Source organism: Pseudomonas sp. PB103 (assembly GCF_009764635.1).
In the GTDB taxonomy this organism is placed as follows: domain Bacteria; phylum Pseudomonadota; class Gammaproteobacteria; order Pseudomonadales; family Pseudomonadaceae; genus Aquipseudomonas.
Window position 1 is genome coordinate 1 of the sequence record NZ_RWIL01000150.1, and the last position, 22,932, is coordinate 22,932.

The window sequence follows — 22,932 nt, forward strand, 5'->3', positions numbered from 1 at the left end:
CGCGATCGGACGATCTTTTGATCTTTAAAAAGACAAGATCAAGAGATCGTCCGATCGCGGCCCGAGCCTTCGGCAGCTCCTACAGAGATTTAGGCGGTGATAGGTAGCCAGAGGCGGAAGCGCGCACCACCCAACGGTGAAGACTCCACGGTCAGCGTGCCACCCTGGGCTTCCAGCGCCCGGCGGCTGATGGCCAGGCCCAGGCCGAACCCGCCGGTGGCCCGGTCGCGGCTGCGGTCGAGGCGATAGAACGGCTCGAAGATCCGCTCGCGTTCATCATCGGGGATGCCGATACCATCGTCATCGACCCAGATTTCGCACCCCTCGCCGTTGACCTGCACGCCAATCTGAATGCGCTTTTCGCAATAGCGCATGGCGTTGCGCAACAGGTTCTGGATCGCGCGTGCGGTCAGGCGCGGATCCAGCGAAAAGCGTTCGAGCTGCCCGTGCAGCAAGACATCGATGACGATGTCCGGCGACTCCAGTTCCTCATCGACACTGCCCAGAATGCTGTCGATAAACTCGTCCAGCGACACCTCGACCTGCTCCGGCAGTTGCGCCGGGTTTTGCAATCGGCTGTAAGACAGCAACTCCAGCACCAACTCGTCCAGCTCGCGGATGTGCGCGACCAGTCCCTGCAAGCGCTCGCGGCTGGCGGTCGGCAAGTCGTCGGACAGCGCCAGGGCGAGGCCGAAATCCAGCCGCGTCAACGGCGTGCGCAGCTCGTGGGACACGGCATTGAGCAAGTCTCGTTGTTGATTGAGCAGGTTTTCGATGTCGCCGGCCATGGTGTCGAACACATTGGCGAGGCTGCCGATGTTGGAACTCGCGGCGATGTTGGTACGTTCGCTCAAATGGCCCTTGCCGAAACGCTCGGCGGTGCCCCTGAGCCGTTCGAGGTCACGCCAGTGCGGCCGCAGCCACATCAACAGGCACGCCAGCAAGGTTGCCCCCACCAGCACGTTGATGCTCCAGTACAGCAAATTGACGTCCATCGGATCGGGCGGCACGACCATTTGCACGGCCATTTCGTTGTCCAGCGGCGTCACCGCCAGCGTGCGCCAGCCCCAGTCGCCGATGCGCACCATGTTTTCTCCGCGCAACAACCGCTCGCGTTCAATCGCCGTGAACTCGGGGTCATCGATGCGCGCCAGGACGATGTGCAGCGGTTGGAAATCCTTGTCCATTGATGCTGCGAGCGCCGGCCACTGATCTCGCGGCGTGGCGTGAAACTGCCGGGTGATCAGCGATTGCAAGCCGCGCGAATAATCGAGGTTGTAGGTGACAAAACGCTCGCGGAACGCCATGACCACCAGATCCGGCACCAGATAGATCGCCGCGCTGTACGAGACGATCGTCACCAGATACAGGCGAAACAGGATGCGAAACATCAGTTCAGCATTCCCATTCGGAACGGCTGAACAGGTACCCCTTGCCCCACACGGTCTTGATCTTGCGCGCTTCGCCGGCATGATCGTCGAACTTGCGCCGCAATTTCGAGATCGCGACGTCCACCGAACGGTCAGTGCCGTTGAATTCGATGCCGCGCAGGCGTTGCAGAATCTGATCGCGGCTGAGCACTTCACCGGCGTGCCGCGCCAGCACCACCAACAAGTTGTATTCGCCACTGGACAGCTCAACCGGCTGGTCACGCCAGGTCACGGTGCGCTCGGACAGATCAATGCACAGATTGCCCATGAGGATACGGTCGTTGGCCGTCAACGGTTCGCCAAGGCTGCTGCGACGCAACAGCGTGCGGACACGGGCCAGCAGCACGCGAGGCTCGCACGGTTTGGTGACGTAGTCATCGGCGCCCATTTCCAGGCCCAGCACCTGATCATGGCTGTCATCGCGTGCTGTCAGCATCAATATCGGCAGCGTGGCCGAGTCCGCACGCAGCAAGCGGCAGACTTGCAGACCATCGAGGCCGGGCAACATCAGGTCGAGGATCACCAGGTCCGGCGGATTGACTCGGGCCCGCTCACGTACGTGGTCACCACGGCCGATAACGCTGACAGAGTAACCGTTGCGTTCCAGGTAGCTGGAAATCAGTTCAGCGAGGGCGGTGTCGTCTTCGACCAGGAGGATGTTGGGCATGGGTGATCCAGAAAGTGCAGTGGCGACCTTGAAGGCCTCATCGCGGGCAAGCCCGCTCCCACAGGGTTCTCGGGTGATCACAACATGTGTGTCCACCCGAGAACCCTGTGGGAGCGGGCTTGCCCGCGATGGCGATCCAACTGTCGCAATAAATTTCAAGGCGTAAAGGATATACGCCCTCACCCGTCCCTGAGTAAAACCCTTACACAATTTCACACAGCGCCTACAAAGCTTCACCGCTAATCTCGGCGACTGCCCGTAGGATGCGGGCATCAATATTGGGGGTAGTACATGTCGAACAAACTGCTGGCCGGGCTCGGCCTGATCGCATTGGCGCTGTCACTGGGCGCCTGTGATTCATCCTCGAAAGCCGAAGAGCAGGCGCCGCCCGCCACCGTGCGCATCGAGACCATCGAAACCCGCCCCCTGTCGATCAGCAGCGAACTGAGCGGGCGCATCGCCGCCCCGCGGATCGCCGAAGTGCGCGCCCGGGTGGCCGGCGTGGTCCTGCAACGCAGCTTTCGCGAAGGCAGTGACGTGAAAAAGGGCGATGTGCTGTTCCGCATCGACCCGGCACCGTTCAAGGCCGATCTCGACAGCGCCGACGCCGCTTTACGCAAGGCCGAAGCCAATGCGTTTCAGGCGAAGTTGCAAGAACAGCGCTACGCACAACTGATCGATGACAAAGCCATCAGCGCGCAGGATTACGACAACGCCCGGGCCATGGCCCGGCAAACCGCCGCCGACGTCGCGGCCAACAAGGCTGCCGTCGAGCGGGCCAGACTCAATCTGGGTTACGCCACGGTCACTGCACCGATTTCCGGGCGCGTCGGGCGTGCGCTGGTCACCGAGGGCGCCCTGGTCGGGCAGAACGAAACCACGCCATTGGCATTGATTCAGCAGCTCGACCCGATCCACGCCGACGTCACCCAGTCGACCCGTGAGCTGAACGAACTGCGCCGCGCGTTCCGCTCCGGTCAGTTGCACCAGGTTGGCCAGGATCAGGTCAAAGCCACATTGATTCAGGACGACGGCAGCCTCTACCCGTTGCCGGGCAAGTTGCTCTTCGCTGATATCACGGTTGACCCGGGCACCGGCCAGATCATTCTGCGCAGCGAGTTCCCCAACCCCGACCTCGACCTGCTGCCGGGCAGCTTTGTGCGTGTGCGTCTTGAGCAGGCGACGATCCAGAACGGCATTACCGTACCGCAACGCGCCGTACAACGTGACAGCGCCGGTATTGCGCAAGTGCTGACGGTCGATGAGCAAATGCGCATCGCCCAGCAACCGGTGCAACTGGGCGCGGTGCAAAACGATCGCTGGATCGTCACCGGCGGCCTCAAGCCCGGCGACCGCATTGTCATCGAAGGCCTGCAACACGCCCGTCCCGGCGAAAAAGTGCAGATCGACGACACCCCTCTTCCACTTGCCCAGGCTTCTGGTCAGTAAGCAGGACGCTTTCATATGCCGCAGTTCTTTATCGACCGCCCGGTATTCGCCTGGGTGGTCGCACTGTTCATCCTGTTGGCCGGTGCGCTGGCCATCCCGCAGTTACCCGTGGCGCAATACCCGGACGTCGCGCCGCCACAGATCGAAATCTATGCCGTGTACCCCGGCGCTTCGGCGCAAACCGTCGATGAAAGCGTGGTCAGCCTGATCGAGGAAGAGCTCAACGGCGCCGATCACTTGCTGTACTTCGAATCGCAGAGCAGCCTCGGCAGCGCGACGATCAAAGCTACTTTCCAGCCGGGCACCAACCCGGAACTGGCGCAGGTCGATGTGCAGAACCGCCTCAAAGTGGTCGAGTCGCGCCTGCCGCAAGCAGTCAATCAGCAAGGCTTGCAGGTGGAGAAGGTCTCTTCCGGTTTCCTGCTGCTGATTACCTTGACCTCCAGCGACGGCAAACTCGATGACGTAGCGCTCAGCGATTATCTGGCGCGCAATGTCATGAACGAAATCAAGCGTCTGGACGGCGTCGGCAAGGCGCAGTTGTATGGCGCCGAACGTGCCATGCGCATTTGGGTCGACCCGCAGAAGCTGATCGGTTTCAACCTGACGCCGGCTGACGTCAACGCCGCCATCACCGCACAGAATGCGCAGGTGTCTGCCGGCAGCATCGGCGACCTGCCTAACCCGTCCAGCCAGGAAATCACCGCAACGATTTTGGTCAAGGGTCAGTTATCGACGCCTGAAGAATTTGCCGACATCGTGCTCAAGGCCAATCCGGACGGCTCGACCGTGCGTATCGGCGACGTGGCAAGGGTCGAGATCGGCAGTCAGGAATACCAGTTCGGCACACGCCTGAATGGCAAGCCGTCCACCGCCGTTGGTGTGCAGCTGTCGCCGGGGGCCAATGCGCTCGCCACCGCAACCCTGGTGCGGGCGAAGATGGATGAGCTGTCGCGCTACTTCCCGGTGGGCGTTGAATACAAGATCCCGTACGACACATCGCCGTTCGTCAAAGTCTCGATCACTAAAGTGGTGTACACCCTCGGCGAGGCAATGTTGCTGGTGTTTGCGGTGATGTTCCTGTTCCTGCAGAACGTCCGTTACACATTGATTCCGACGCTGGTGGTGCCGGTCGCACTGATGGGCACCTTCGCCACGATGTTGGCGCTGGGTTTTTCGATCAACGTGCTGACCATGTTCGGCATGGTGCTGGCCATCGGCATTCTGGTGGACGACGCCATTGTTGTGGTGGAGAACGTCGAGCGGATCATGGCCACCGAAGGCTTGTCGCCCAAAGAGGCGACACGCAAAGCCATGACGCAGATTACCGGCGCCATCATCGGCATCACCTTGGTGCTGGTCGCGGTGTTCATTCCGATGGCGTTCATGCAGGGTTCGGTCGGGGTGATCTACCAGCAGTTTTCGTTGTCGATGGCGACGTCGATCCTGTTCTCGGCCTTCCTCGCCCTGACGCTGACGCCCGCCTTGTGCGCAACACTGCTCAAGCCGATTGCCAAAGGCGAGCATCACGAGAAATCCGGATTCTTCGGCTGGTTCAACCGCCGCTTCGAACGCCTGACTGATCGTTATCAGGGCTGGGTCGGTTATGCGCTCAAACGCACCGGGCGTTACCTGCTGATCTACGTCGTGCTGTTGGTCGGGCTGGGGATTTGCTTCATGCGCCTGCCCTCCTCGTTCCTGCCGGTGGAAGATCAGGGTTACACCATCACCGATATTCAACTGCCACCTGGCGCGACCAAGAATCGCACGGTGCAGGTTGCCGAACAGTTCGAGGCGCACAACGCCGACGAGCCGGGGATCAGTGACAGCGTGGTGATTCTGGGCTTCAGTTTTTCCGGCAGCGGCCAGAACGCTGCACTGGCATTTTCCACACTCAAGGACTGGTCGCAACGGGGCAGCGACGATTCGGCGAGTTCGATTGCCGATCGCGCCAACATCGCCCTCAGCCAGATCAAGGATGCAATGGCGTTCGCTGTATTGCCGCCACCCGTTGATGGCCTCGGCACCTCCAGCGGTTTCGAATTCCGCCTGCAGGATCGCGGCGGCCTCGGCCATGCCACGCTGATGCAGGCGCGCACCGAACTATTGGCGGCGGCAGAGAAAAGCCCGGTGCTGATGAATGTGCGTGAAAGCGCACTGGCCGAAGCGCCGCAAGTACAGCTGGAAGTGGATCGCAAACAGGCTAACGCGCTGGGCGTATCGTTTGCCGATATTGGCAACGTACTGTCAACCGCGGTGGGCTCGGCGTATATCAACGACTTCCCCAATCAGGGGCGGATGCAACGCGTTGTGGTGCAGGCCGAAGGTGATCAGCGCAGTCAGGTCGACGACCTGCTGAAAATGCACGTGCGCAACAACAACGGGAAAATGGTGCCGTTGTCAGCGTTCGTCCAGGCCAAATGGATTCAGGGCCCGGCGCAACTTACCCGCTATAACGGTTACCCGGCCATTTCGATCTCCGGTGAACCGGCGCCCGGCCACAGCACCGGTGAAGCCATGGCCGAGATCGAACGTCTGGTGGCGCAAGGGCCGAAGGGCCTGGGTCAGGAATGGACAGGGCTGTCCTTGCAGGAGCGTTTGTCCGGTAGCCAAGCGCCGATTCTGCTCGGCTTGTCGCTGCTGATCGTGTTCCTGTGTCTGGCGGCGCTGTACGAGAGTTGGTCGATACCGACCTCGGTATTGCTCGTGGTGCCGCTGGGTGTGCTCGGCGCAGTACTCGCCGTGACATTGCGCGGCATGCCCAACGATGTGTTTTTCAAAGTCGGGCTGATCACCATCATTGGTCTGTCGGCGAAGAACGCGATCCTGATCATTGAGTTCGCCAAGAGTCTCTATGACGAAGGGCATGACCTGATTGATGCGACGTTGCAGGCAGCACGTTTGCGTCTGCGCCCGATCGTGATGACATCGCTGGCGTTCATTCTCGGTGTGGTGCCGCTGGCGATTGCCACTGGCGCCAGTTCGGCAAGCCAACAGGCAATCGGTACTGGCGTGATCGGCGGGATGATTACCGCAACGCTGGCAGTCATCTTCGTACCTGTCTTCTTCGTGGTCGTCATGAAGCTCGTACAACGCTTCACCAGGCACTGATGCACATGTAGGAGCTGCCGCAGGCTGCGATCTTTTGACGTTGTTTTGGAAATCAAAAGATCGCAGCCTGCGGCTGCTCCTACAAAAGCGTGTTCGCGTGAGCTATGGTGCTGGGGTTGTTCACTCTTGTGAGTTCTCATGCGCTTTCTTGCCCGTACCCACCCTCGCCTGTCAGCTGCCGCTCTGGTTGGGCTCTGCGCGGGCCTGTTGGCCCCGGCCGATTCGACCATCAGTAAAATCCTCATCGGCTGGAACGCCGGCGTCTGGACCTACCTGGCCCTGATGCTGTGGCTGACCGTGCGCGCCAAGGCGCCGGACGTCAAACGCATTGCTGAAATCGAAGACGAAAATGCCGGGCTGGTGTTGTTCGTTGTCTGCATCGCGGCGCTGGCCAGCCTGGCGACCATTACCTTTGAACTGGCCGGTAGCAAAGACCTTGAAACCACTCGAAAACTGCTGCATTACGGTTTTACCGCAATGACAGTCATCGGCTCGTGGTTGTTGATCGGCATGATCTTCAGCGTCCACTACGCCAGGCTTTACTACACATGGGACGGCAAGGAACCCGCCCTGCGGTTTGCCGAAGGACTGACAACGCCCAACTATTGGGATTTTCTGTATTTCTCGTTCACCATCGGTGTTGCTGTGCAAACCGCCGACGTGGGTGTCGCGACTCGTGACCTGCGCAAGATAGTGCTTGCACAGTCGTTAATTGGATTCGTGTTCAACACGGCGATACTAGGCTTTTCCATCAACATTGCCGCGGGCTTGTTTGGCTGATGGCGCGAGTATTGAAATCACACTGCAAACACGCTGTAAACTGTCAGAGTTGACAGTTTACAACTGCAATCCGCTGCGCTTTGATGGATTGTCCCTGAACAGGCCAACTCAGGCCTCTGGATACCTTCACTCGCATAGAGGATTGGATGATGAAAAAAAATACCCGATTGAATCCCGAGGTCCCTTTCTTCACGGCCGTCGTTGACGGACTTCCCTTTACCGCCAATCAGCGACTTGTTGAAGAAGTGAGTTTGGCTCCCCCGCTTGATCATCATTATATTTTTTACGGCATTCAGCGCGAAGTTAACCTGGAGTATCGGGAAATCCGCATCATTGTGCCAACATCACTGGAGTTCCAGGCCTATACACTGGGCACGCCTGAGTCAAAGGCGCGTTTTGAATTCATTGATAACTCAATGAATGTCTATGTTGGAATTGAAGGCACGATCACGCTCTGTGAATCGAGCAAACCGGAGTACGGCGCAGTAGCCGCTTGGTTTACCCTGAGAGCCGAGGATGACGGCACTGACAGATCAATCGACATTAATGGTCGCTTTGACATGTTGCTTCCCCTGGTTCATTAACTGCACAAAAAAAACCCCGACACTGGTCGGGGTTTTTTTTGCTGAAATCACAGCTTAATAGTTATAACTTACACCGACATTGCCACTCCAGTTTTGATCAATACTCTGGCCTTTGCTGCCACCTAACTCCGCGTAAACCTGCCATTTTTTCTGCGCTGCCACCCAGTTCATCCCAACAGCGTACTCGACATTTGTACTGGATGGATCGCTGTTGAAATCATCATCATTAACTTCAACATCGTTGCTTTTGACAAATTCATGGCCGACCGCCATACGCGCCCTTGGTTGAAGTTTACCGCCGCCGCTCAAGGCAAATTCGCGCCCGACAGTCATACCGACTTTACCCTGCAGCGAGCGCGCAGCATCGGTGTCCACTTGCAGGCCACTGTCCATTCGATATTGCTTGCCTTCGACAGCCGCAAGTCCCACTTGCACAAAAGGCTCAATGAACATGCGGTTGTCAAATTCGATGTGCTTACCTGTTTCAACGGTCGCGCTAAGACCAAGGTTTTTATACTTGCCTCGGCTGCGTGTGCCATCACTCATCGTCACTTTGGTCTTGTTATCGAATTGGTTGACCTTCCCGACGACATCCAGGTAAAGACCGCTTTCGACGTCGAACAATGTGCCGTAGACGCCCGCATTTACGCTGTCGACCGTTGCTGTAGAACCGTTTTTCAAATCGAGATCCGTGCGCCCGGCCCCGACAAACGCACCGATCAGCCATTGTTGCCCGCCCAGTTGCGCTTGTGTGTCGGCCCCCAGGGCAAAACCTCGCTGGTTTTGAGTAAACCCGCCTCCATACGCGTTCGAGACGTTGTACTGACTGCCATAGCTGCGAGTCCAGACGCTGTTGCTGAGGTGTTTGACCGAATCACCATTGCGGGCTGCACCGAACGAGTTGGCGCCACCGCTCCCCAGACGGCGATCGCCCATACGGCTATTCAGCGTCGTCATCTCTCCATAAAGGATGCTGGGCGCGCTGCCAGCAACCGCCACCGCAGCGTTGGTAGACGTACTGACTGTCTGGTTGGGACGCAGGTAAAGTCCCTCGCCTTCTCTGGCCAGCTCGTAGGTGCGGGAGCCGGCATCGACCAGCTTGCTCAAGGCAAAGTTGGCATCGCCGCTGGCAATATTGCCGATCTTGACGTCGTCGGAGTTTGCCGGATTGGTTCCACTTGCCGTTACTTGAAGCTTGTGGTCGCCACTGGCGCTTTGCGTGACGTTCAAAAAACCGCTGTCGTGCGTATCAACGTCCGTCTGAATGACAAATGTACCCGTGCCAGAAAGTGTCGCCACATCCAGTTGATGGTTAATTCCCAGATGGACAACCCCTTTCTCCAGCGTCAGGTTATGCACCGTAGCGTTACCGGTGGTCAACCATTGGCTGTCATTACGAATCTGCAGGTCCGAAGAGTTTTCAATTGCACCGTTCAATGTGGATGCATTATTCAGCACAACGCTACCGCCTTGGGCGGCCTTGACATCACCCACCAGACTGGAGCCGTTATTCAACGAGAGGCTGGCGACTTCGGTCACACCACCGACGATTTTGCTGAGACTGTTGAACACTACCTGGTCGACATCATGCACGTTGCCAATCAACGTCGAACCGTTCTGGAATTGCACGCTATCAGCACTTTCAATACTGCCGGTCAATGTGCTCTGGTTATCGAAAACCACCTGCGAGACATTGCGCAGATTGCCATTGAACGTCGAACCATTAAGAAATTGTGCATGGCCGGCATCGAGTATTTCACCGCTCATTTTACTCTGGGTGTCAAACACGACCTGATCGACATTGCGCAGATGGCCGTTCATCGTCGAAGCATTGAGGAAACGCACACTACTGGCGCCGAGTACGTCACCGTTCATTGTGCTTTGGGTGTCGAAGGAAATCTGCGCAACGTTCTCAAGATTTCCAGTAAGCATCGACGCATTCTGGAAACGGGCATTGGCCGAACTGCTGTTGTCGACTACCACATTGCCGTTAACCAGACTGTTGTCGACAACAAGATCAACCGTCGCACCTTGCTTGACTTCAATCGCGTTGCCGTTGCCGCCAGACAACGAGGAACGGTTGGCCAGCGCGATATTGACCGTTGGACCGGTCAAGTTGGCATAATCCGTGGAAATACCGGGCCCGCTGCCCCCGACGATATGCGAGTTATCCAGCGTCACTGTTGACGCTCCAGTCCGGGTCGGCTCGCTACCAATCAATAACCCTGTAGTGCCGCCGATGACCGAGGAGTTGGTTGCCCTGAACGTGCCATTCAGCAGCCTTACCCCTTGCGAGGCGGCACCTGTCGCAATCAACTGACTGTCGCTCAGATCAAGCACTCCCAAACCGTTGATCTGCGCAGCAAAAGTCACCGCCGTCACCGTGCTGTTGCTCAACTTCACGCTGGACCCGGTCTGGTCCTGAATGTTTCGCGTCAAGAACAAGCCTGACCCATTGCTGATCACCGTGCTGTTCGTCAACTCCGCGCTGCTGCTCGCCAATCGGAGCGCGTCGCCGGTACCGAGGGTGTTTTCAATGGTTCCGCCATTCATATTCATGATCGAAAGCCGTTCAAGCCGGATTTGCTGGTTGTAACCACCATTGACCGAGAGCTTTGCAGTCAGTGCGGTAATATTCTGGGTGACCGCATCGTTGGCAATCAGCTCGGAGTTAGTGTTTAACGTCCAGGATTCAACGGCAGACGTACTGTCTATCGTTTTGACTTCGCCGGGATTTAGCGCCCCCGCCTGTGTCGCGGAGACCGACAGCATCAACAAAACAAATGAAGAAGCCTCACGGCAATATTGAATATTTCGAAACTTATAAACTAGTGAACTAGGCATACTGAAAGACCTGAGCAATCTTGCGCCTTAGAAAAACAACACGAATGCTGCGTTGAGAACAAATTTCAAGAATGCGGGAGACTACAGACACAGCTGCGAATTTTCTGTAGGAATAGTCCTACTTCTTTGAAGGGCGAATCTTAGAGGAGAATTGGCACAGAAGCGTTTTATTGAAAGGCAGTGCAATCAGGGCACCCCAACCAGTTACCAGGAAACTGGTTGGGGCTTCCACTACGGGTTAACCGTCACTCCCCGCGTCCAAATCATCACAATAAAGAAGGCTGCTATTGCGTACCCGAACAGGATGCATCTCTTTTTTTGAGTTGAACTTAGTGCCTCCCAAGTCTATTTCATACCAGATTTGCGCGTAATAAAATTTAACCGGATTGGTCGGCGGGGTTGCCTCTTGAATGTCTTTGAAAAGCTTATAGTCCATTTCAAAAACAAGATCCGCGTTCCCTGCTGGCATAGGCAGGGCGTTCGTGAAAGCAACGTCCTTAATGGGAAGGGTAGCGTCGTCTTTTTCCCATCCCTGCATGCGCATTGTTACTTCACGACCTGTTGGTGCATCGCGCTGCCCGCCAGGCACCGAGACTTTAAGCGGCGGTACGGTTGTTACACCGCCAGCTACCGTTCGAGGCACCATCGTTTTGCAGGTGATGTAGCGTTTTCCACCCAACTCGATAAACGGCGGGCCTTTGTGGTCCAGCAAGCTGATTTGAAACGTTTCTACCAATACGTCAGTGGCAGGTGCCTGACGCATGACATTGGGGTTGTCCGGATATTCAATGGTGTAATAAGCCTCAACGGTGCCGAGGCCTGCTTCTGAAATAAGCGAAAAATCCACATTGATGAATACTGATGTATCGGCGTTGGTCATTGTTTCATTGCCGACGTTTTTCCCAGCCCAATAAAACGTAATCAACGCGTCTTCTAGAAGGTTGGGAGCCCCCGTCCATCGGGTTGCAGTGAAGCGTACAGGTTTGTCAATATCCGCTGTCGTCAGATGGTTCAGGGTACCAGCCCCCTCCTGGCCCTTGATTTCAACAGGAAGCAAATTATCGTTATCCAGGTTCGGCAGAAGATCTGGCTCTGGCCCGGGAAATACAAAATTCACAAATAATGATGTTTCAGGTGAATCAATTGCCGTATTGGTTCCCCGTTTTAACGTATAAGACAGCTGTACAGTGACTTCACCTGTTGCCCCAGTTGTTACTTCATCCAAAATGTCATAGGACAGGTTGAACGACAATGGACCCGGTCTATTCCCAAGATCACCGGTTCCAACCACTTTTGGCGCTCCCGTTGGGCCATTAATGGATACCGTTATCACATCTTTCGGATCGCCGTTATCCGGATAATCAATCTCTACATCTATTTTGGTTCCAACGGGCAAAAATGTGCCAAGGCTGATTTCCTCTGAATGCGTCGGCCCCGCCGCCGGAACTCTCAACGCCTTGAGTATCGGCGGCGGCAAAAATGCAATCGGTAAGGTTGGAGCGCCCGTCAATATAGAGTCCTGTGACTTATTCAACGGCGCATCATGCAAGACGTAGCGATGATAAAGTCCGCCGTTGGGGAGTGTTTTAAGCACCTCGACAGGGACTGTGAACTCACCCGAAGTTGCCCCTGCGGCCTTCGGAAAAACGCCACGGGAATAGACGACTGGCATTGTGGTAGTCGTGCCGGACCGATTTGAAGCACAAAAGGTAACGAGATCATTTTCCTGATTATGCAGATAATCTTTGGCGATCTGGACTACTAGGCCAGTAGGATTTTTTGCTACCCACGCATCATTGATTACCTCGCCGCCAGCGACGTTGAGATTCTTGAAAACCGCAAAAGGCGGAGATGCTCGACTGTAAGGACTCTTAACATAATAAGGAGGGTTCTTGTCGACGCTGAACACAATCGGATCTGAGTTATCTTCAATCCCCAACCCGTCCTCGATGTGAAAGCGGCAGTAATACTCAGTCGGGCCGGCGGTACTGGGATCATCGGGGATTTTTGCAGTATCCACTTGAATATCGTGTGGAAAAAAATCACTGAAGTTTTCGGGAATATCGACTTCGCCCAACAGCACTTCATCGAAGCCTTTTTTATTGCCAAGCACTCTGGCCTTGCCACCGCCAAACAGCCCGTCTTTCAACGCCATTATCGTGACACTTATACTCGGTTTTTTAAGCTCCTCGAGCAGTATTCTACCGTCGCCCGGGATCTGCCCTTTGATTTCGGGAGGATCAGCCAGGGGGCCAGAGCGAGTACCACTGCCCGGCAATTGTTTTTTTATATCTTCCTTCACAGTCATATCATTCACTCCTTCTGCCGATAAAACCCGGGGTCAGATCTGCTTCGCCACGATAACTGTCCCCTCGCCTGCAAAGAGGGCAATTCAGACGTAACAAGGCAAACTACCAGGGATAACTCTGTCAACTCTGGCCAATGCGGCTATCGATCTGCCAATGATTTTCCCATCGCGAGCCAGTGTATAAATCGCCGTCATCGAATCGTTATCGATCAACGGTTTAATACAGGGAGTAAATTCCACGAACTGAGCAAACCCGCGATTGATATCCTCAAGGCTCAAATCCCGGGAATAGGTCGCCTTGGCTTCCGGCACAACGTGCTCATCATGTTCACCAGGGTAGCCATTGATACTTCGAAATCCTTGAACTTCCAGTGAGAACCTATCACTTTCAAGTGCCAACGCTTGCGCGGGTATGTTTACATGAATACCCGCCGTCAATACCGGGCGAGTTCCGCAGGTGTAATACCCGTAAATATCCAAATTTGAAAAGCCTGGCCTTGGCAGTTGTTCGATGGGCCACTGGGTGTGATCAATGATCAACGGCTTCTGAGGCGACCGGTCGGGAAATTCAAACGCGGTCACGATGTAATAAATCAAGGCCTGGCCGTCGACCAACATGCGCGCGGCAGTGATCGGTAACGGGATCTCTGCGGGAACTATCCCTGTCGGGTATTTGTTTTCATAGATAAGTTCCTCTTTACCATTCTGCAACCAGAAAACTTGCAAGTGATCGTCAAACGATGTCTCTTCCCAGCGCGGTATACGTGCAATGGTTCCACTTAATAATATGGGATAAGGAATAATCCCGGCCGGATTACTCACGCCATCAAGCGTTATGGCGGCCGCCAGCGTTCCTGGCCTTGCCCTGCTGGCTTTTATCAAGTGATTTCCCATATCGGATGAGTGACGTCGCCAAGTCGGACTTATCAGGTTCGAGACTTCTTCAATTGATCCTGGGGTGATTAAGCGACGATTGAGCGGGTATTGACTACTGTCAGATCTGACAGGTTTTAATACCGCTCGTCGGTTTTTACCCACGGACCGGCTTCGCGTTTATTCAGAGCACTTGACGCACACCTTGAGAGTGGTGCCTTATGAAACCGGTTTCAGCACCAACCAAAAATAAGGTCCACCGATGTGAATGACTTCTCCGCCGCACAGCGCAGCCGTGTCACCATGCTTGATGTTGCCGAGCGCGCCGGCGTCTCCAAGGCCAGCGTTTCGCGCTTCATAGGCGATGATCGCGCCCTGCTTTCCGATGCCATTGCCTCGCGCATCGAACAAGCCATCGCCGAACTCGGCTATCGCCCCAATCAGATGGCCCGTGGCCTTAAGCGCGGTCGTACGCGCCTGATCGGCATGTTGGTTGCCGACATCCGTAATCCTTATTCAATTGCCGTGATGCACGGGGTAGAAACCGCCTGCCGTGCGCATGGTTACAGCCTGGTGGTGTGCAACACCGACCGCGATGACGAGCAGGAGCGCCAGCATTTGGCGCTGTTGCGCTCGTACAACATCGAAGGGCTGATCGTGAACACCCTTGGCCACCACCGCGACGAGTTGCATGAATTGCATCGCGAAATGCCAATGGTGTTGGTGGATCGCAAGGTCGCCGGGCTCGACAGCGATATGGTCGGCCTGAATAACGCGCAAGCGGTGGAGATGGCAGTCGCTCATCTCGAACAGCGCGGCTATCGCGACGTGGTGCTGGTGACCGAGCCGTACGACGGCACCAGTTCGCGAGTCGAGCGCGTCAGTAGTTTTCAGGCGCAGATTGCCCAGCGATCACTGCTAAGCGGAGCGGTTTTGGCAACCGGCGACAATCTGACAGGCGCTCTTCAATCGTTCCTGCACAAAGCGGGGTCCGGCCCCAAAGCACTGTTTTGCGCCAATGGCGTCGCAGCGCTGGCCTGCGTCAAAGCATTGCGCGAGATCGGTTGCCGTTTATTCGACGATATCGGGGTGATCGCCCTGGATGATCTGGATTGGTACCCGTTGGTGGGGAGCGGGATTACCGCGCTGGCCCAGCCGACACAAGAGATTGGCGCGCGGGCGTTTGAGTGTCTGCTCAAGCGCTTGCGCGGGGATGATGAGGCGGCGCGGGTGCTGGATTTTGCGCCGGTGCTGGTTGAACGTGGATCGACCCGTCAGATCAACAGTGTTTGAGCTGACGCTATCGCTGGCAAGCCAGCTCCCACAGCGTCCGGGTCGTATTCAAATATTTTGTACACGCCCCTAAATCTGTGGGAGCTGGCTTGCCAGCGATGGGGCCTGAAGGAACGACAAAGAGCTGCCTGATTTTTTTTGAACAAAAATGAAACCGGTTTCAGAGGTCAATAACAATGAATAAACCTGCCGTCTCCATCAGTTTGTCCAGCTACGGCGCCGAACTTGTCCGCCAGCGCGGGCAAGGCGCTTTCATCGAAATCCTCGCCACAGCCGGGGCCGATCGTATCGAATGGCGCGAAGAGCTGCTGACGCGCGAAGACCCGGCCCAGTTGGCTGAAGCTACACAGGCCCAAGGGCTGCAAAGCATCTACTCGTCGCCCACTGAACTGTGGCTCGCCGGTCAGGCGCAACCCAACCCCGAACTGATCACCGCGCTGCACAACGCCGAAACCTTCGGCTCGAAGTGGCTCAAGGTGTCGCTCGGTTATTTCACCGACACCAACGATCTGCAGGCACTGGCGGAACGCTTGAAGCACAGTCCGGTGCAGCTGCTGGTGGAGAACGACCAGACCCTGCAAGGCGGCCGAATCGAACCGTTCCAGCGCTTCTTCGCCGCCGTCGAACAGCACAATCTACCGATCAAGATGACTTTCGACATTGGCAACTGGCAATGGCAAGACCAGTCCGCCGCCAGCGCCGCGCGCCTGCTGGGCCGCCACGTAGGTTACGTGCATTGCAAAGCCGTGGCGCGTCGCGCTGACGGCAAACTGATAGCCGTGCCGCCCGCCGTCAGCGATCTGCATCTGTGGGAACAACTGCTGCGGCACATGGCCCAAGGCGTTATGCGCGCTGCCGAGTACCCGCTGCAAGGCGAGGACCTGGTCGAGTTGACCCGCGAACACGTCGCCGCCCTCGCCCACCTCGGCCAATCGCGTCTGGAGCCTGCTCATGTCTGAGATCGATATTCTCTCGTTCGGCGAAACCATGGCGATGTTCGTCGCCGAGCAAACGGGTGATCTGGCCGCGGTCGAGCAATTTCACAAGCGCATCGCCGGCGCCGACAGCAATGTTGCCATTGGCCTGTCGCGCCTGGGCTTCAACGTCACTTGGCTGAGCCGGGTCGGTCAAGACTCGCTCGGGCGGTTCGTTGTCGAAACGCTGACAAAAGAAGGTCTGGATTGCAGTCATGTCGAGGTCGACAGCGCCCACCCGACCGGTTTCCAGTTGAAGTCTCGCAGTGACGATGGCAGCGATCCGCAGGTCGAGTATTTCCGGCGCGGCTCAGCGGCCAGCCATCTTTCGCCGCAGTCGATCACCGCACAATTACTCAGCGCCCGTCACCTGCACGCCACCGGCATTCCACCGGCACTGTCAGCCTCGGCGCGGGAGATGTCCGTTGAATTGATGAGCCGCATGCGCAACGCCGGACGCAGCGTCTCGTTCGATCCCAATCTGCGCCCGAGCCTGTGGCCCAGCGAGCGCGAGATGATCACCGAGATCAACCGCCTCGCCGCCCTCGCCCACTGGGTGTTGCCTGGGTTGAGTGAAGGTCGCTTGCTCACTGGCTTCGACGACCCGGCCGACATTGCCGCGTTTTATCTCGATCAAGGCGCAGAAGCCGTGGCGATCAAGCTAGGCCCGCAGGGTGCTTATTACCGCACGCAGTTGGCGCAGGGGTTTGTTGCCGGCGTGCCGGTGGCCCACGTCGTCGACACGGTGGGTGCCGGTGATGGCTTTGCGGTCGGGATGATCAGTGCCTTGCTGGAGCATCAGAGTTTTGCCGAGGCGGTGCAGCGTGCGAACTGGATTGGCAGCCGCGCGGTGCAGAGTCGCGGGGATATGGAGGGCCTTCCAACCCGTCTGGAATTGTCCGTTGAGTTTGAGGCCGCCATCGCTGGCAAGCCAGCTCCTACAGGATTTGGTGATAAAAACACAACTTTTGATACACCCCAAAACCCTGTGGGAGCTGGCTTGCCAGCGATGAGGCCCTGACAGACAACATTCATTGAACCTGCTGCGACAAAAACAACAAGCTCAGGAGCAACAACCATGACAACCGCAACTCTCGCCACCCGCCGCTGGTGGTACATCATGCCAATCGTATTCATCACCTACAGCCTGGCGTATCTGGACCGCGCCAACTACGGTTTTGCCGCTGCCTCGGGGATGGCCGAAGACCTGATGATCACCCCGGGCCTGTCTTCGCTGCTCGGTGCACTGTTCTTCCTCGGTTACTTTTTCTTCCAGGTGCCGGGCGCAATCTATGCGCAAAAGCACAGCGTGAAGAAACTGATTTTCGTCAGCCTGATTCTCTGGGGCGGCCTCGCCACGTTGACCGGCGTAGTCTCCAACGCCTATTGGCTGATCGTCATCCGTTTCATGCTCGGCGTGGTCGAAGCGGCGGTCATGCCAGCGATGCTGGTCTACCTGTGCCACTGGTTCACCCGCGCCGAACGCTCGCGGGCCAACACTTTCCTGATCCTCGGCAACCCGGTGACCATGCTGTGGATGTCGGTGGTCTCGGGGTATCTGGTGCAGCATTTCAGCTGGCGCTGGATGTTCATCATCGAAGGTTTGCCGGCAGTGCTGTGGGCGTTTATCTGGTGGCGCCTGGCCGATGATCGTCCGTCCGAGGCCAAGTGGCTCAACGACCAGGAAAAGCAGGATCTGGAAAGCGCCCTGGCAGCCGAACAGGTTGGCATCAAGGCGGTGAAAAACTACGCCGAGGCCTTCCGTTCGCCAAAGGTGATTATTCTGGCGCTGCAGTTTTTCTGCTGGAGCATCGGCGTGTACGGCTTTGTGCTGTGGCTGCCGTCGATCCTCAAGGCCGGCGCGCAAATGGACATGATCGAGGCCGGCTGGCTGTCGGCGCTGCCGTATCTGGCGGCGGTGATCGGCATGCTGGCGGTGTCGTGGGGTTCGGACAAGTTGCAGAAACGCAAACGCTTCGTCTGGCCGCCGCTGCTGATCGCATCGATCGCTTTCTACGGTTCGTACGCGCTGGGCGCTGAACATTTCTGGTGGTCCTACACCTTGCTGGTGATTGCCGGCGCCTGCATGTACGCACCGTACGGGCCGTTCTTTGCCATCGTCCCGGAGATTCTCCCCGCCAACGTCGCCGGCGGCGCGATGGCGCTGATCAACAGCATGGGCGCGCTCGGTTCATTCGGCGGCTCGTACCTGGTCGGTTACCTGAACAGCACCACCGGTTCGCCCGGCGCATCCTACCTGTTGATGAGCGGCGCGTTGTTGCTGTCGGTGGTGCTGACGATTTTCCTCAAGCCCGGCGCGAGTGATCGCGTGGTGGCCAAAGCCGTGACTGCGCGCCATGTACCGGCCCATTCCTGAAGAGACTTTTGCCATGAAAAAACACCTCGTGTTGTACAAGAAACTCTCGCCAGCGCTGATGGCGCGCCTGCAAGAACAGTGCGAAGTAACACTGATCGAAAGCCTCGACGCCGACGGCCTCATGCAACTGCGCGACGCCCTGCCCCGCGCCCACGGTCTGCTCGGCGCCAGTCTGAAACTCGATGCGGCGTTGCTCGATCTGGCGCCGCAGCTTGAAGCGATTGCCAGCGTTTCGGTGGGCGTCGACAACTACGACATCGCCTACCTGAACACACGGCAGATCATGCTCACCAACACCCCGGACGTCCTCACCGAAACCACTGCTGACACTGGCTTCGCCTTGGTCCTCGCCGCCGCCCGGCGTGTGGTGGAACTGGCGAACCTGGTGCGCAACGGCCAGTGGCAACGCAATATCGGCCCGGCGCACTTTGGCACCGATGTGCACGGCAAGACGCTGGGGATCATCGGCATGGGCCGCATTGGCGAAGCATTGGCGCAGCGTGGCCATTTCGGCTTTGGCATGCCGGTGATCTATCACAGCCAGTCGCGCAAACCGGCAGTCGAGGCGCGTTTTGCGGCGCAGTATCGAAGCCTTGAAGATTTGCTGCAGCAAGCCGATTTCATTTGCCTGACCTTGCCGTTGACGGCGCAGACAGAGGGTTTGATCGGTGCTGAGCAGTTTGCGTTGATGCGCCCCGAGAGCATCTTTATCAACATCTCGCGGGGCAAGGTTGTTGATGAGGCGGCGATGATTGATGCACTGCGCGACAAGCGCATTCGCGCGGCGGGGCTGGATGTGTTCGAGCGCGAGCCACTGGATCAGGCGTCGCCGTTGTTGCAGCTTGATAACGTGGTGGCGACGCCGCACATGGGCTCGGCGACGCATGAAACGCGTGAGGCGATGGCGCGGTGTGCGGTGGAGAATCTGCTGGCTGCGTTGAGTGGAGAGAAACCGGGGAATCTGGTGAATCCATCAGCCTGGCAGGGCTGAGAATTTCATTGCCTTATTGGGCCTCATCGCTGGCAAGCCAGCTCCCACAGGTTTTTCAGTGTTGATTACATTTGAGAACGACACAAAATCCTGTGGGAGCTGGCTTGCCAGCGATGAAGCCAGTACCGGCGACCCAAAAACCATCAGGCACTGCGCGCCTGTAGAAGCTGCGCCGCACACAGTGCAATCCGCGCGCAGGCATCGGCCAGTTTCACCCGATCCAGCACCAATCCCAGACGAATATGCCCCGCCGCGCTCGGTCCGAAGGCCTCGCCGGCCAGCACCGACACGCCGTAACCTTCCAACAAGCGCTCGGCGAATGCCTGCGCGCCAAGCCCGGTCTGGCGCACATCGACCATGACAAACATGCCGCCATCCGGACGAATCGGATACAGCCCCGGACAACCGTGCAAACGCTCGCACACCAGGTCCCGGCGCAAGCGGTATTCTTCGCGCATCTGCGTCACTTCCGGCAGGTCCGACTTCAGCGCCACCTCCGCAGCTTTTTGCACAAAATCCGGCAGACCGAACAACATGCTCAGCGACAGATTGACCAGATGTTCCGCCAACGGCTTGGGGCCAATCATCCAGCCGATGCGCCAGCCGGTCATGGCATGGGATTTCGACAGGCTGTTGATGGTCGCCGTGCGTTCGGCCATGCCCGGCAGGCTTGCCGGGCTGATGTGCTCGCCTTCATATAAAAGGTCGCTGTAGACCTCATCGCTGATCAGCCACAGGTCATGACGAATGCACAGCGCTGCCAATTCCTGCCAGATCAGCAAAGACAGGCTCGCGCCGGAGGGATTGTTCGGGCTGTTGAGCAACAGCGCGCGGGTTTTCGAGGTGATACGTGCAGCGACATCAGCAGGATCGACCCGAAAACCGTTTTCCGGTTTCACCGGCACCGGCACCACCGTCGCCCCGCACGCGCCGAACACCCCTTCGTAGGTGACATACATCGGCTCGGCGACGATCACTTCATCACCCGGATCGAGCAGACACTGCGCCACTGAATACACCGCGCATTGGGCGCCGGGCATGATAATCACATGGTCGGCATCGACCGCCTGACCGCTGCGCGCCCGATGACGCCCGGCGATCAGCTTGCGCAGCGCCACGCGGCCGCGCACTTCGGAATAATGGGTATCGCCCGCCAAGAGGCTGTCAATTGCTCCGTGGATAATCGGCAGCGGCGTATCGAAATCCGGATCACCCACTGTCAGCAGCAGGATATCGACACCCTCGGCGCGCAACTCCAGCGCTCGGTCGTGAATCTGCCAGGCTGCTGCTCCTTCCCCGGCGATTCGTTGGGTCAAGGCTGAATAGCGCATGTACGTCTCCTGATTGCGCGGTCTCCAGCCTTCACCCTATCTCAAATCACAAAACGCGCCACCATGGCATTCAAATCCACCGCCAGACGTGACAGTTCATGCGTCGCGGCGCTGGTCTGGTTGGCTCCGGCGGCCGATTGCGTGGCCAGGTCGCGGATGTTTACCAGGTTGCGATCGACCTCGCGCGAAACTTGCGCCTGCTCTTCCGAGGCACTGGCGATAACCAGATTGCGCTCGTTGATCTGATGGATCGACTGAGTGATCTGCTCCAGCGCCACGCCAGCGGCGCGGGCCATTTCCAGCGTCGACTGCGTGCGTTGGTTGCTCTGCTGCATCGACGAAACCGCTTCCCCGGTACCGTTCTGGATGCCGGCGACCATTTTTTCGATTTCCTGAGTCGACTGCGCGGTGCGATGGGCCAAGGCGCGCACCTCGTCCGCCACCACGGCGAAACCGCGACCGGCTTCACCAGCACGCGCCGCTTCGATCGCCGCGTTAAGCGCCAACAGGTTGGTCTGTTCGGCAATGGCGCGGATCACGTCGAGCACCTTGCCGATGTCGCGCCCTTGCGCTGCCAGCCCTTCGATCATTTGCGCGGTGTTCTGCACGTCATGGGTCATGGTCTGGATCGCATCAACAGTTTTCACCACTTGATCACGACCTTCACGGGCGGCGTGGGTCGATTGGTTCGAGGCTTCAGAGGTCGAGACGGCATTGCGCGCGACTTCTTCCACGGCGGCGGTCATTTCGTTGACGGCCGTGGCGGCTTGCTCGATTTCATTGTTCTGCTGTTGCAGGCCGCGTGAGGCTTCTTCCGTCACGGCGCTGAGTTCTTCGGCTGCGGCGCCCAGTTGCGTGGCGGAACCGGCGATCTGCTCGATGGTTTTGCGCAGGTTGCTTTGCATCGCTGCCAGCGCTTGGAGCAGGCGCGCCGGTTCGTCGTTGCCGTCGACCTCAATGAGTTTGGTCAGGTTGCCGCCCGCGATGGTTTGCGCGGCGGCGACTGCGCGATTCAGCGGCGTGACGATGCTGCGGGTCAGCAACCAGGCGAGCAACACGGTGGCCATGGCCGCCACCAGCGCGACGATGATAATCCCGGTGATGGCGCTGTCGTAGTGCTCGCCGGCCTGGATCGACGCGGCTTTAGCGTCGGCAGCGTTGATGGCGATCAGTTTGTTCAACTGCTCGCCCATCTGATCAGTGCCGTCCTTGATTCGCGTATTGATCAGATTGCGCATCTCATCGAGTTTGTCCTGACGCGACAGGTCCATCATTTGATTCTGCGCTTGCAGGTAGTTGTCCAGGGTATTGGCGAACGTCTGGTACAGCGCGCGTTCTTCCGGGCCGGCCGGCAACGCGGCGTAACTTGCCTGGGCGGCGCGAACCTTGTCGACCAGGGCGGCAATGCGCGTTTGTGCTTCCTGCAAACCGGCGGCTTCGCGGTTGACCAATATGCGGAACGACAGAATGCGCAGGCGCAGGACATTTTCCGTGACCACGCTGAGTTGGGTCACACTGGGCAGTTGCGTCGAGTCCATGTCGACCGAGGCCTGACGGATGATCGACATGCGGTTGACGGCGAACACGCCGAGCACAATCACCAACAGGGCGATGAAGGCAAAACCGAGGAAGGCACGGGGCGCGATGTTCAGGTTACGCAAGGACATAGTTGGACTCTCGGATGATAGAAACTACGAGCGTCCTTGCCGTGATCACTGGCCCTTGAGAGGGCTTCAGTCCGGCGTCACTGTTTTGGGAAGTCTTTGTGCGCGCCTGTTAGCTGTATCGGCCAGGCTTGAGGAAGATTGCGGGTCAAGAGCAAGTATTTTTCAGGGTGTTACAACAATGAAACAGCGTTCACCCGACATGTAGGAGCTGCCGAAGGCTGCGATCTTTTGATCCTGTTTTTGTAAAGCAAGA

16 protein-coding genes are annotated in these 22,932 nt (G+C 57.7%); 9 read left to right on the forward strand and 7 right to left on the reverse strand.

Annotated elements, in window-relative coordinates:
* Window positions 1-89 precede the first annotated feature (89 nt).
* Window positions 90-1,391, reverse strand: a complete 1,302-nt coding sequence (locus tag EJA70_RS26645; RefSeq protein ID WP_158834830.1) for an ATP-binding protein — start codon at window positions 1,389-1,391, stop codon at window positions 90-92.
* Window positions 1,392-1,395: 4 nt separating this feature from the next.
* Complete coding sequence (locus EJA70_RS26650) at window positions 1,396-2,097, reverse strand: response regulator transcription factor (protein ID WP_007912171.1); 702 nt, start codon at window positions 2,095-2,097, stop codon at window positions 1,396-1,398.
* Between the two features lie 291 nt (window positions 2,098-2,388).
* On the opposite strand from EJA70_RS26650, the gene EJA70_RS26655 reads away from it, so the two are divergent.
* From EJA70_RS26655 to EJA70_RS26670, 4 genes are all read left to right on the forward strand, one after another.
* Complete coding sequence (locus EJA70_RS26655; protein ID WP_158834832.1) at window positions 2,389-3,546, forward strand: efflux RND transporter periplasmic adaptor subunit; 1,158 nt, start codon at window positions 2,389-2,391, stop codon at window positions 3,544-3,546.
* A 15-nt stretch (window positions 3,547-3,561) separates the two neighbouring features.
* Complete coding sequence (locus EJA70_RS26660) at window positions 3,562-6,657, forward strand: efflux RND transporter permease subunit (RefSeq protein WP_158834835.1); 3,096 nt, start codon at window positions 3,562-3,564, stop codon at window positions 6,655-6,657.
* Between the two features lie 138 nt (window positions 6,658-6,795).
* The gene (locus tag EJA70_RS26665) at window positions 6,796-7,437 is read left to right on the forward strand and encodes a DUF1345 domain-containing protein (protein ID WP_158834838.1); all 642 of its coding nucleotides are present in this window, start codon (window positions 6,796-6,798) and stop codon (window positions 7,435-7,437) included.
* A gap of 149 nt (window positions 7,438-7,586) precedes the next feature.
* Window positions 7,587-8,021: a hypothetical protein gene (locus tag EJA70_RS26670; RefSeq protein ID WP_158834841.1), complete on the forward strand. Its 435-nt coding sequence runs from the start codon at window positions 7,587-7,589 to the stop codon at window positions 8,019-8,021.
* 54 nt (window positions 8,022-8,075) lie between these two features.
* Here EJA70_RS26670 and EJA70_RS26675 read toward each other — a convergent pair whose 3' ends face one another.
* The 3 genes from EJA70_RS26675 to EJA70_RS26685 all read right to left on the reverse strand — a co-directional run bounded on the left by EJA70_RS26675 (window position 8,076) and on the right by EJA70_RS26685 (window position 14,055).
* Window positions 8,076-10,865 carry an autotransporter outer membrane beta-barrel domain-containing protein gene (locus EJA70_RS26675; protein WP_158834844.1) on the reverse strand — a complete coding sequence of 930 codons (2,790 nt, stop codon included), beginning with the start codon at window positions 10,863-10,865 and terminating at the stop codon, window positions 8,076-8,078.
* A gap of 238 nt (window positions 10,866-11,103) precedes the next feature.
* A complete protein-coding gene (locus EJA70_RS26680; RefSeq protein ID WP_158834847.1) occupies window positions 11,104-13,173 on the reverse strand; it encodes a hypothetical protein in 2,070 nt (689 codons plus the stop codon).
* 84 nt (window positions 13,174-13,257) lie between these two features.
* The gene (locus tag EJA70_RS26685; protein WP_158834850.1) at window positions 13,258-14,055 is read right to left on the reverse strand and encodes a hypothetical protein; all 798 of its coding nucleotides are present in this window, start codon (window positions 14,053-14,055) and stop codon (window positions 13,258-13,260) included.
* A 255-nt stretch (window positions 14,056-14,310) separates the two neighbouring features.
* Between EJA70_RS26685 and EJA70_RS26690 the strand changes: the two genes are divergently transcribed.
* The 5 genes from EJA70_RS26690 (at window position 14,311) to EJA70_RS26710 (ending at window position 19,681) form a co-directional block, all read left to right on the forward strand.
* Window positions 14,311-15,339 carry a LacI family DNA-binding transcriptional regulator gene (locus EJA70_RS26690; RefSeq protein ID WP_158834853.1) on the forward strand — a complete coding sequence of 343 codons (1,029 nt, stop codon included), beginning with the start codon at window positions 14,311-14,313 and terminating at the stop codon, window positions 15,337-15,339.
* A gap of 176 nt (window positions 15,340-15,515) precedes the next feature.
* Entirely contained in the window at window positions 15,516-16,298 is a 783-nt protein-coding gene (locus EJA70_RS26695; RefSeq protein ID WP_158834856.1) for a sugar phosphate isomerase/epimerase, read from the forward strand.
* On the forward strand, window positions 16,291-17,334 hold the full coding sequence (locus EJA70_RS26700; RefSeq protein WP_158834859.1) for a sugar kinase: 1,044 nt from the start codon (window positions 16,291-16,293) through the stop codon (window positions 17,332-17,334). Before EJA70_RS26695 ends, EJA70_RS26700 begins: the two co-directional genes overlap by 8 nt.
* A 57-nt stretch (window positions 17,335-17,391) precedes the next feature.
* Window positions 17,392-18,690 (forward strand): MFS transporter, encoded by a 1,299-nt coding sequence (locus EJA70_RS26705; protein ID WP_158834862.1) that lies wholly within the window; start codon window positions 17,392-17,394, stop codon window positions 18,688-18,690.
* 13 nt (window positions 18,691-18,703) lie between these two features.
* Window positions 18,704-19,681 (forward strand): D-glycerate dehydrogenase, encoded by a 978-nt coding sequence (locus EJA70_RS26710; RefSeq protein ID WP_158834865.1) that lies wholly within the window; start codon window positions 18,704-18,706, stop codon window positions 19,679-19,681.
* A gap of 143 nt (window positions 19,682-19,824) precedes the next feature.
* On the opposite strand, the gene EJA70_RS26715 is transcribed toward EJA70_RS26710, so the two are convergent.
* Both EJA70_RS26715 and EJA70_RS26720 read right to left on the reverse strand, forming a co-directional pair.
* Window positions 19,825-21,012 carry a pyridoxal phosphate-dependent aminotransferase gene (locus EJA70_RS26715; RefSeq protein WP_158834868.1) on the reverse strand — a complete coding sequence of 396 codons (1,188 nt, stop codon included), beginning with the start codon at window positions 21,010-21,012 and terminating at the stop codon, window positions 19,825-19,827.
* A 41-nt stretch (window positions 21,013-21,053) separates the two neighbouring features.
* On the reverse strand, window positions 21,054-22,679 hold the full coding sequence (locus tag EJA70_RS26720; protein WP_158834871.1) for a methyl-accepting chemotaxis protein: 1,626 nt from the start codon (window positions 22,677-22,679) through the stop codon (window positions 21,054-21,056).
* Between the last annotated feature and the right edge of the window lie 253 nt (window positions 22,680-22,932).

Bases quoted from the DNA above. Each gene is read 5' to 3' on its own strand.
- EJA70_RS26645 (WP_158834830.1), bottom strand. From the start codon at position 1,391: ATGTTTCGCATCCTGTTTCGCCTGTATCTGGTGACGATCGTCTCGTAC.
- EJA70_RS26650 (WP_007912171.1), bottom strand. From the start codon at position 2,097: ATGCCCAACATCCTCCTGGTCGAAGACGACACCGCCCTCGCTGAACTG.
- EJA70_RS26655 (WP_158834832.1), top strand. From the start codon at position 2,389: ATGTCGAACAAACTGCTGGCCGGGCTCGGCCTGATCGCATTGGCGCTG.
- EJA70_RS26660 (WP_158834835.1), top strand. From the start codon at position 3,562: ATGCCGCAGTTCTTTATCGACCGCCCGGTATTCGCCTGGGTGGTCGCA.
- EJA70_RS26665 (WP_158834838.1), top strand. From the start codon at position 6,796: ATGCGCTTTCTTGCCCGTACCCACCCTCGCCTGTCAGCTGCCGCTCTG.
- EJA70_RS26670 (WP_158834841.1), top strand. From the start codon at position 7,587: ATGAAAAAAAATACCCGATTGAATCCCGAGGTCCCTTTCTTCACGGCC.
- EJA70_RS26675 (WP_158834844.1), bottom strand. From the start codon at position 10,865: ATGCCTAGTTCACTAGTTTATAAGTTTCGAAATATTCAATATTGCCGT.
- EJA70_RS26680 (WP_158834847.1), bottom strand. From the start codon at position 13,173: ATGACTGTGAAGGAAGATATAAAAAAACAATTGCCGGGCAGTGGTACT.
- EJA70_RS26695 (WP_158834856.1), top strand. From the start codon at position 15,516: ATGAATAAACCTGCCGTCTCCATCAGTTTGTCCAGCTACGGCGCCGAA.
- EJA70_RS26700 (WP_158834859.1), top strand. From the start codon at position 16,291: ATGTCTGAGATCGATATTCTCTCGTTCGGCGAAACCATGGCGATGTTC.
- EJA70_RS26705 (WP_158834862.1), top strand. From the start codon at position 17,392: ATGACAACCGCAACTCTCGCCACCCGCCGCTGGTGGTACATCATGCCA.
- EJA70_RS26710 (WP_158834865.1), top strand. From the start codon at position 18,704: ATGAAAAAACACCTCGTGTTGTACAAGAAACTCTCGCCAGCGCTGATG.
- EJA70_RS26715 (WP_158834868.1), bottom strand. From the start codon at position 21,012: ATGCGCTATTCAGCCTTGACCCAACGAATCGCCGGGGAAGGAGCAGCA.
- EJA70_RS26720 (WP_158834871.1), bottom strand. From the start codon at position 22,679: ATGTCCTTGCGTAACCTGAACATCGCGCCCCGTGCCTTCCTCGGTTTT.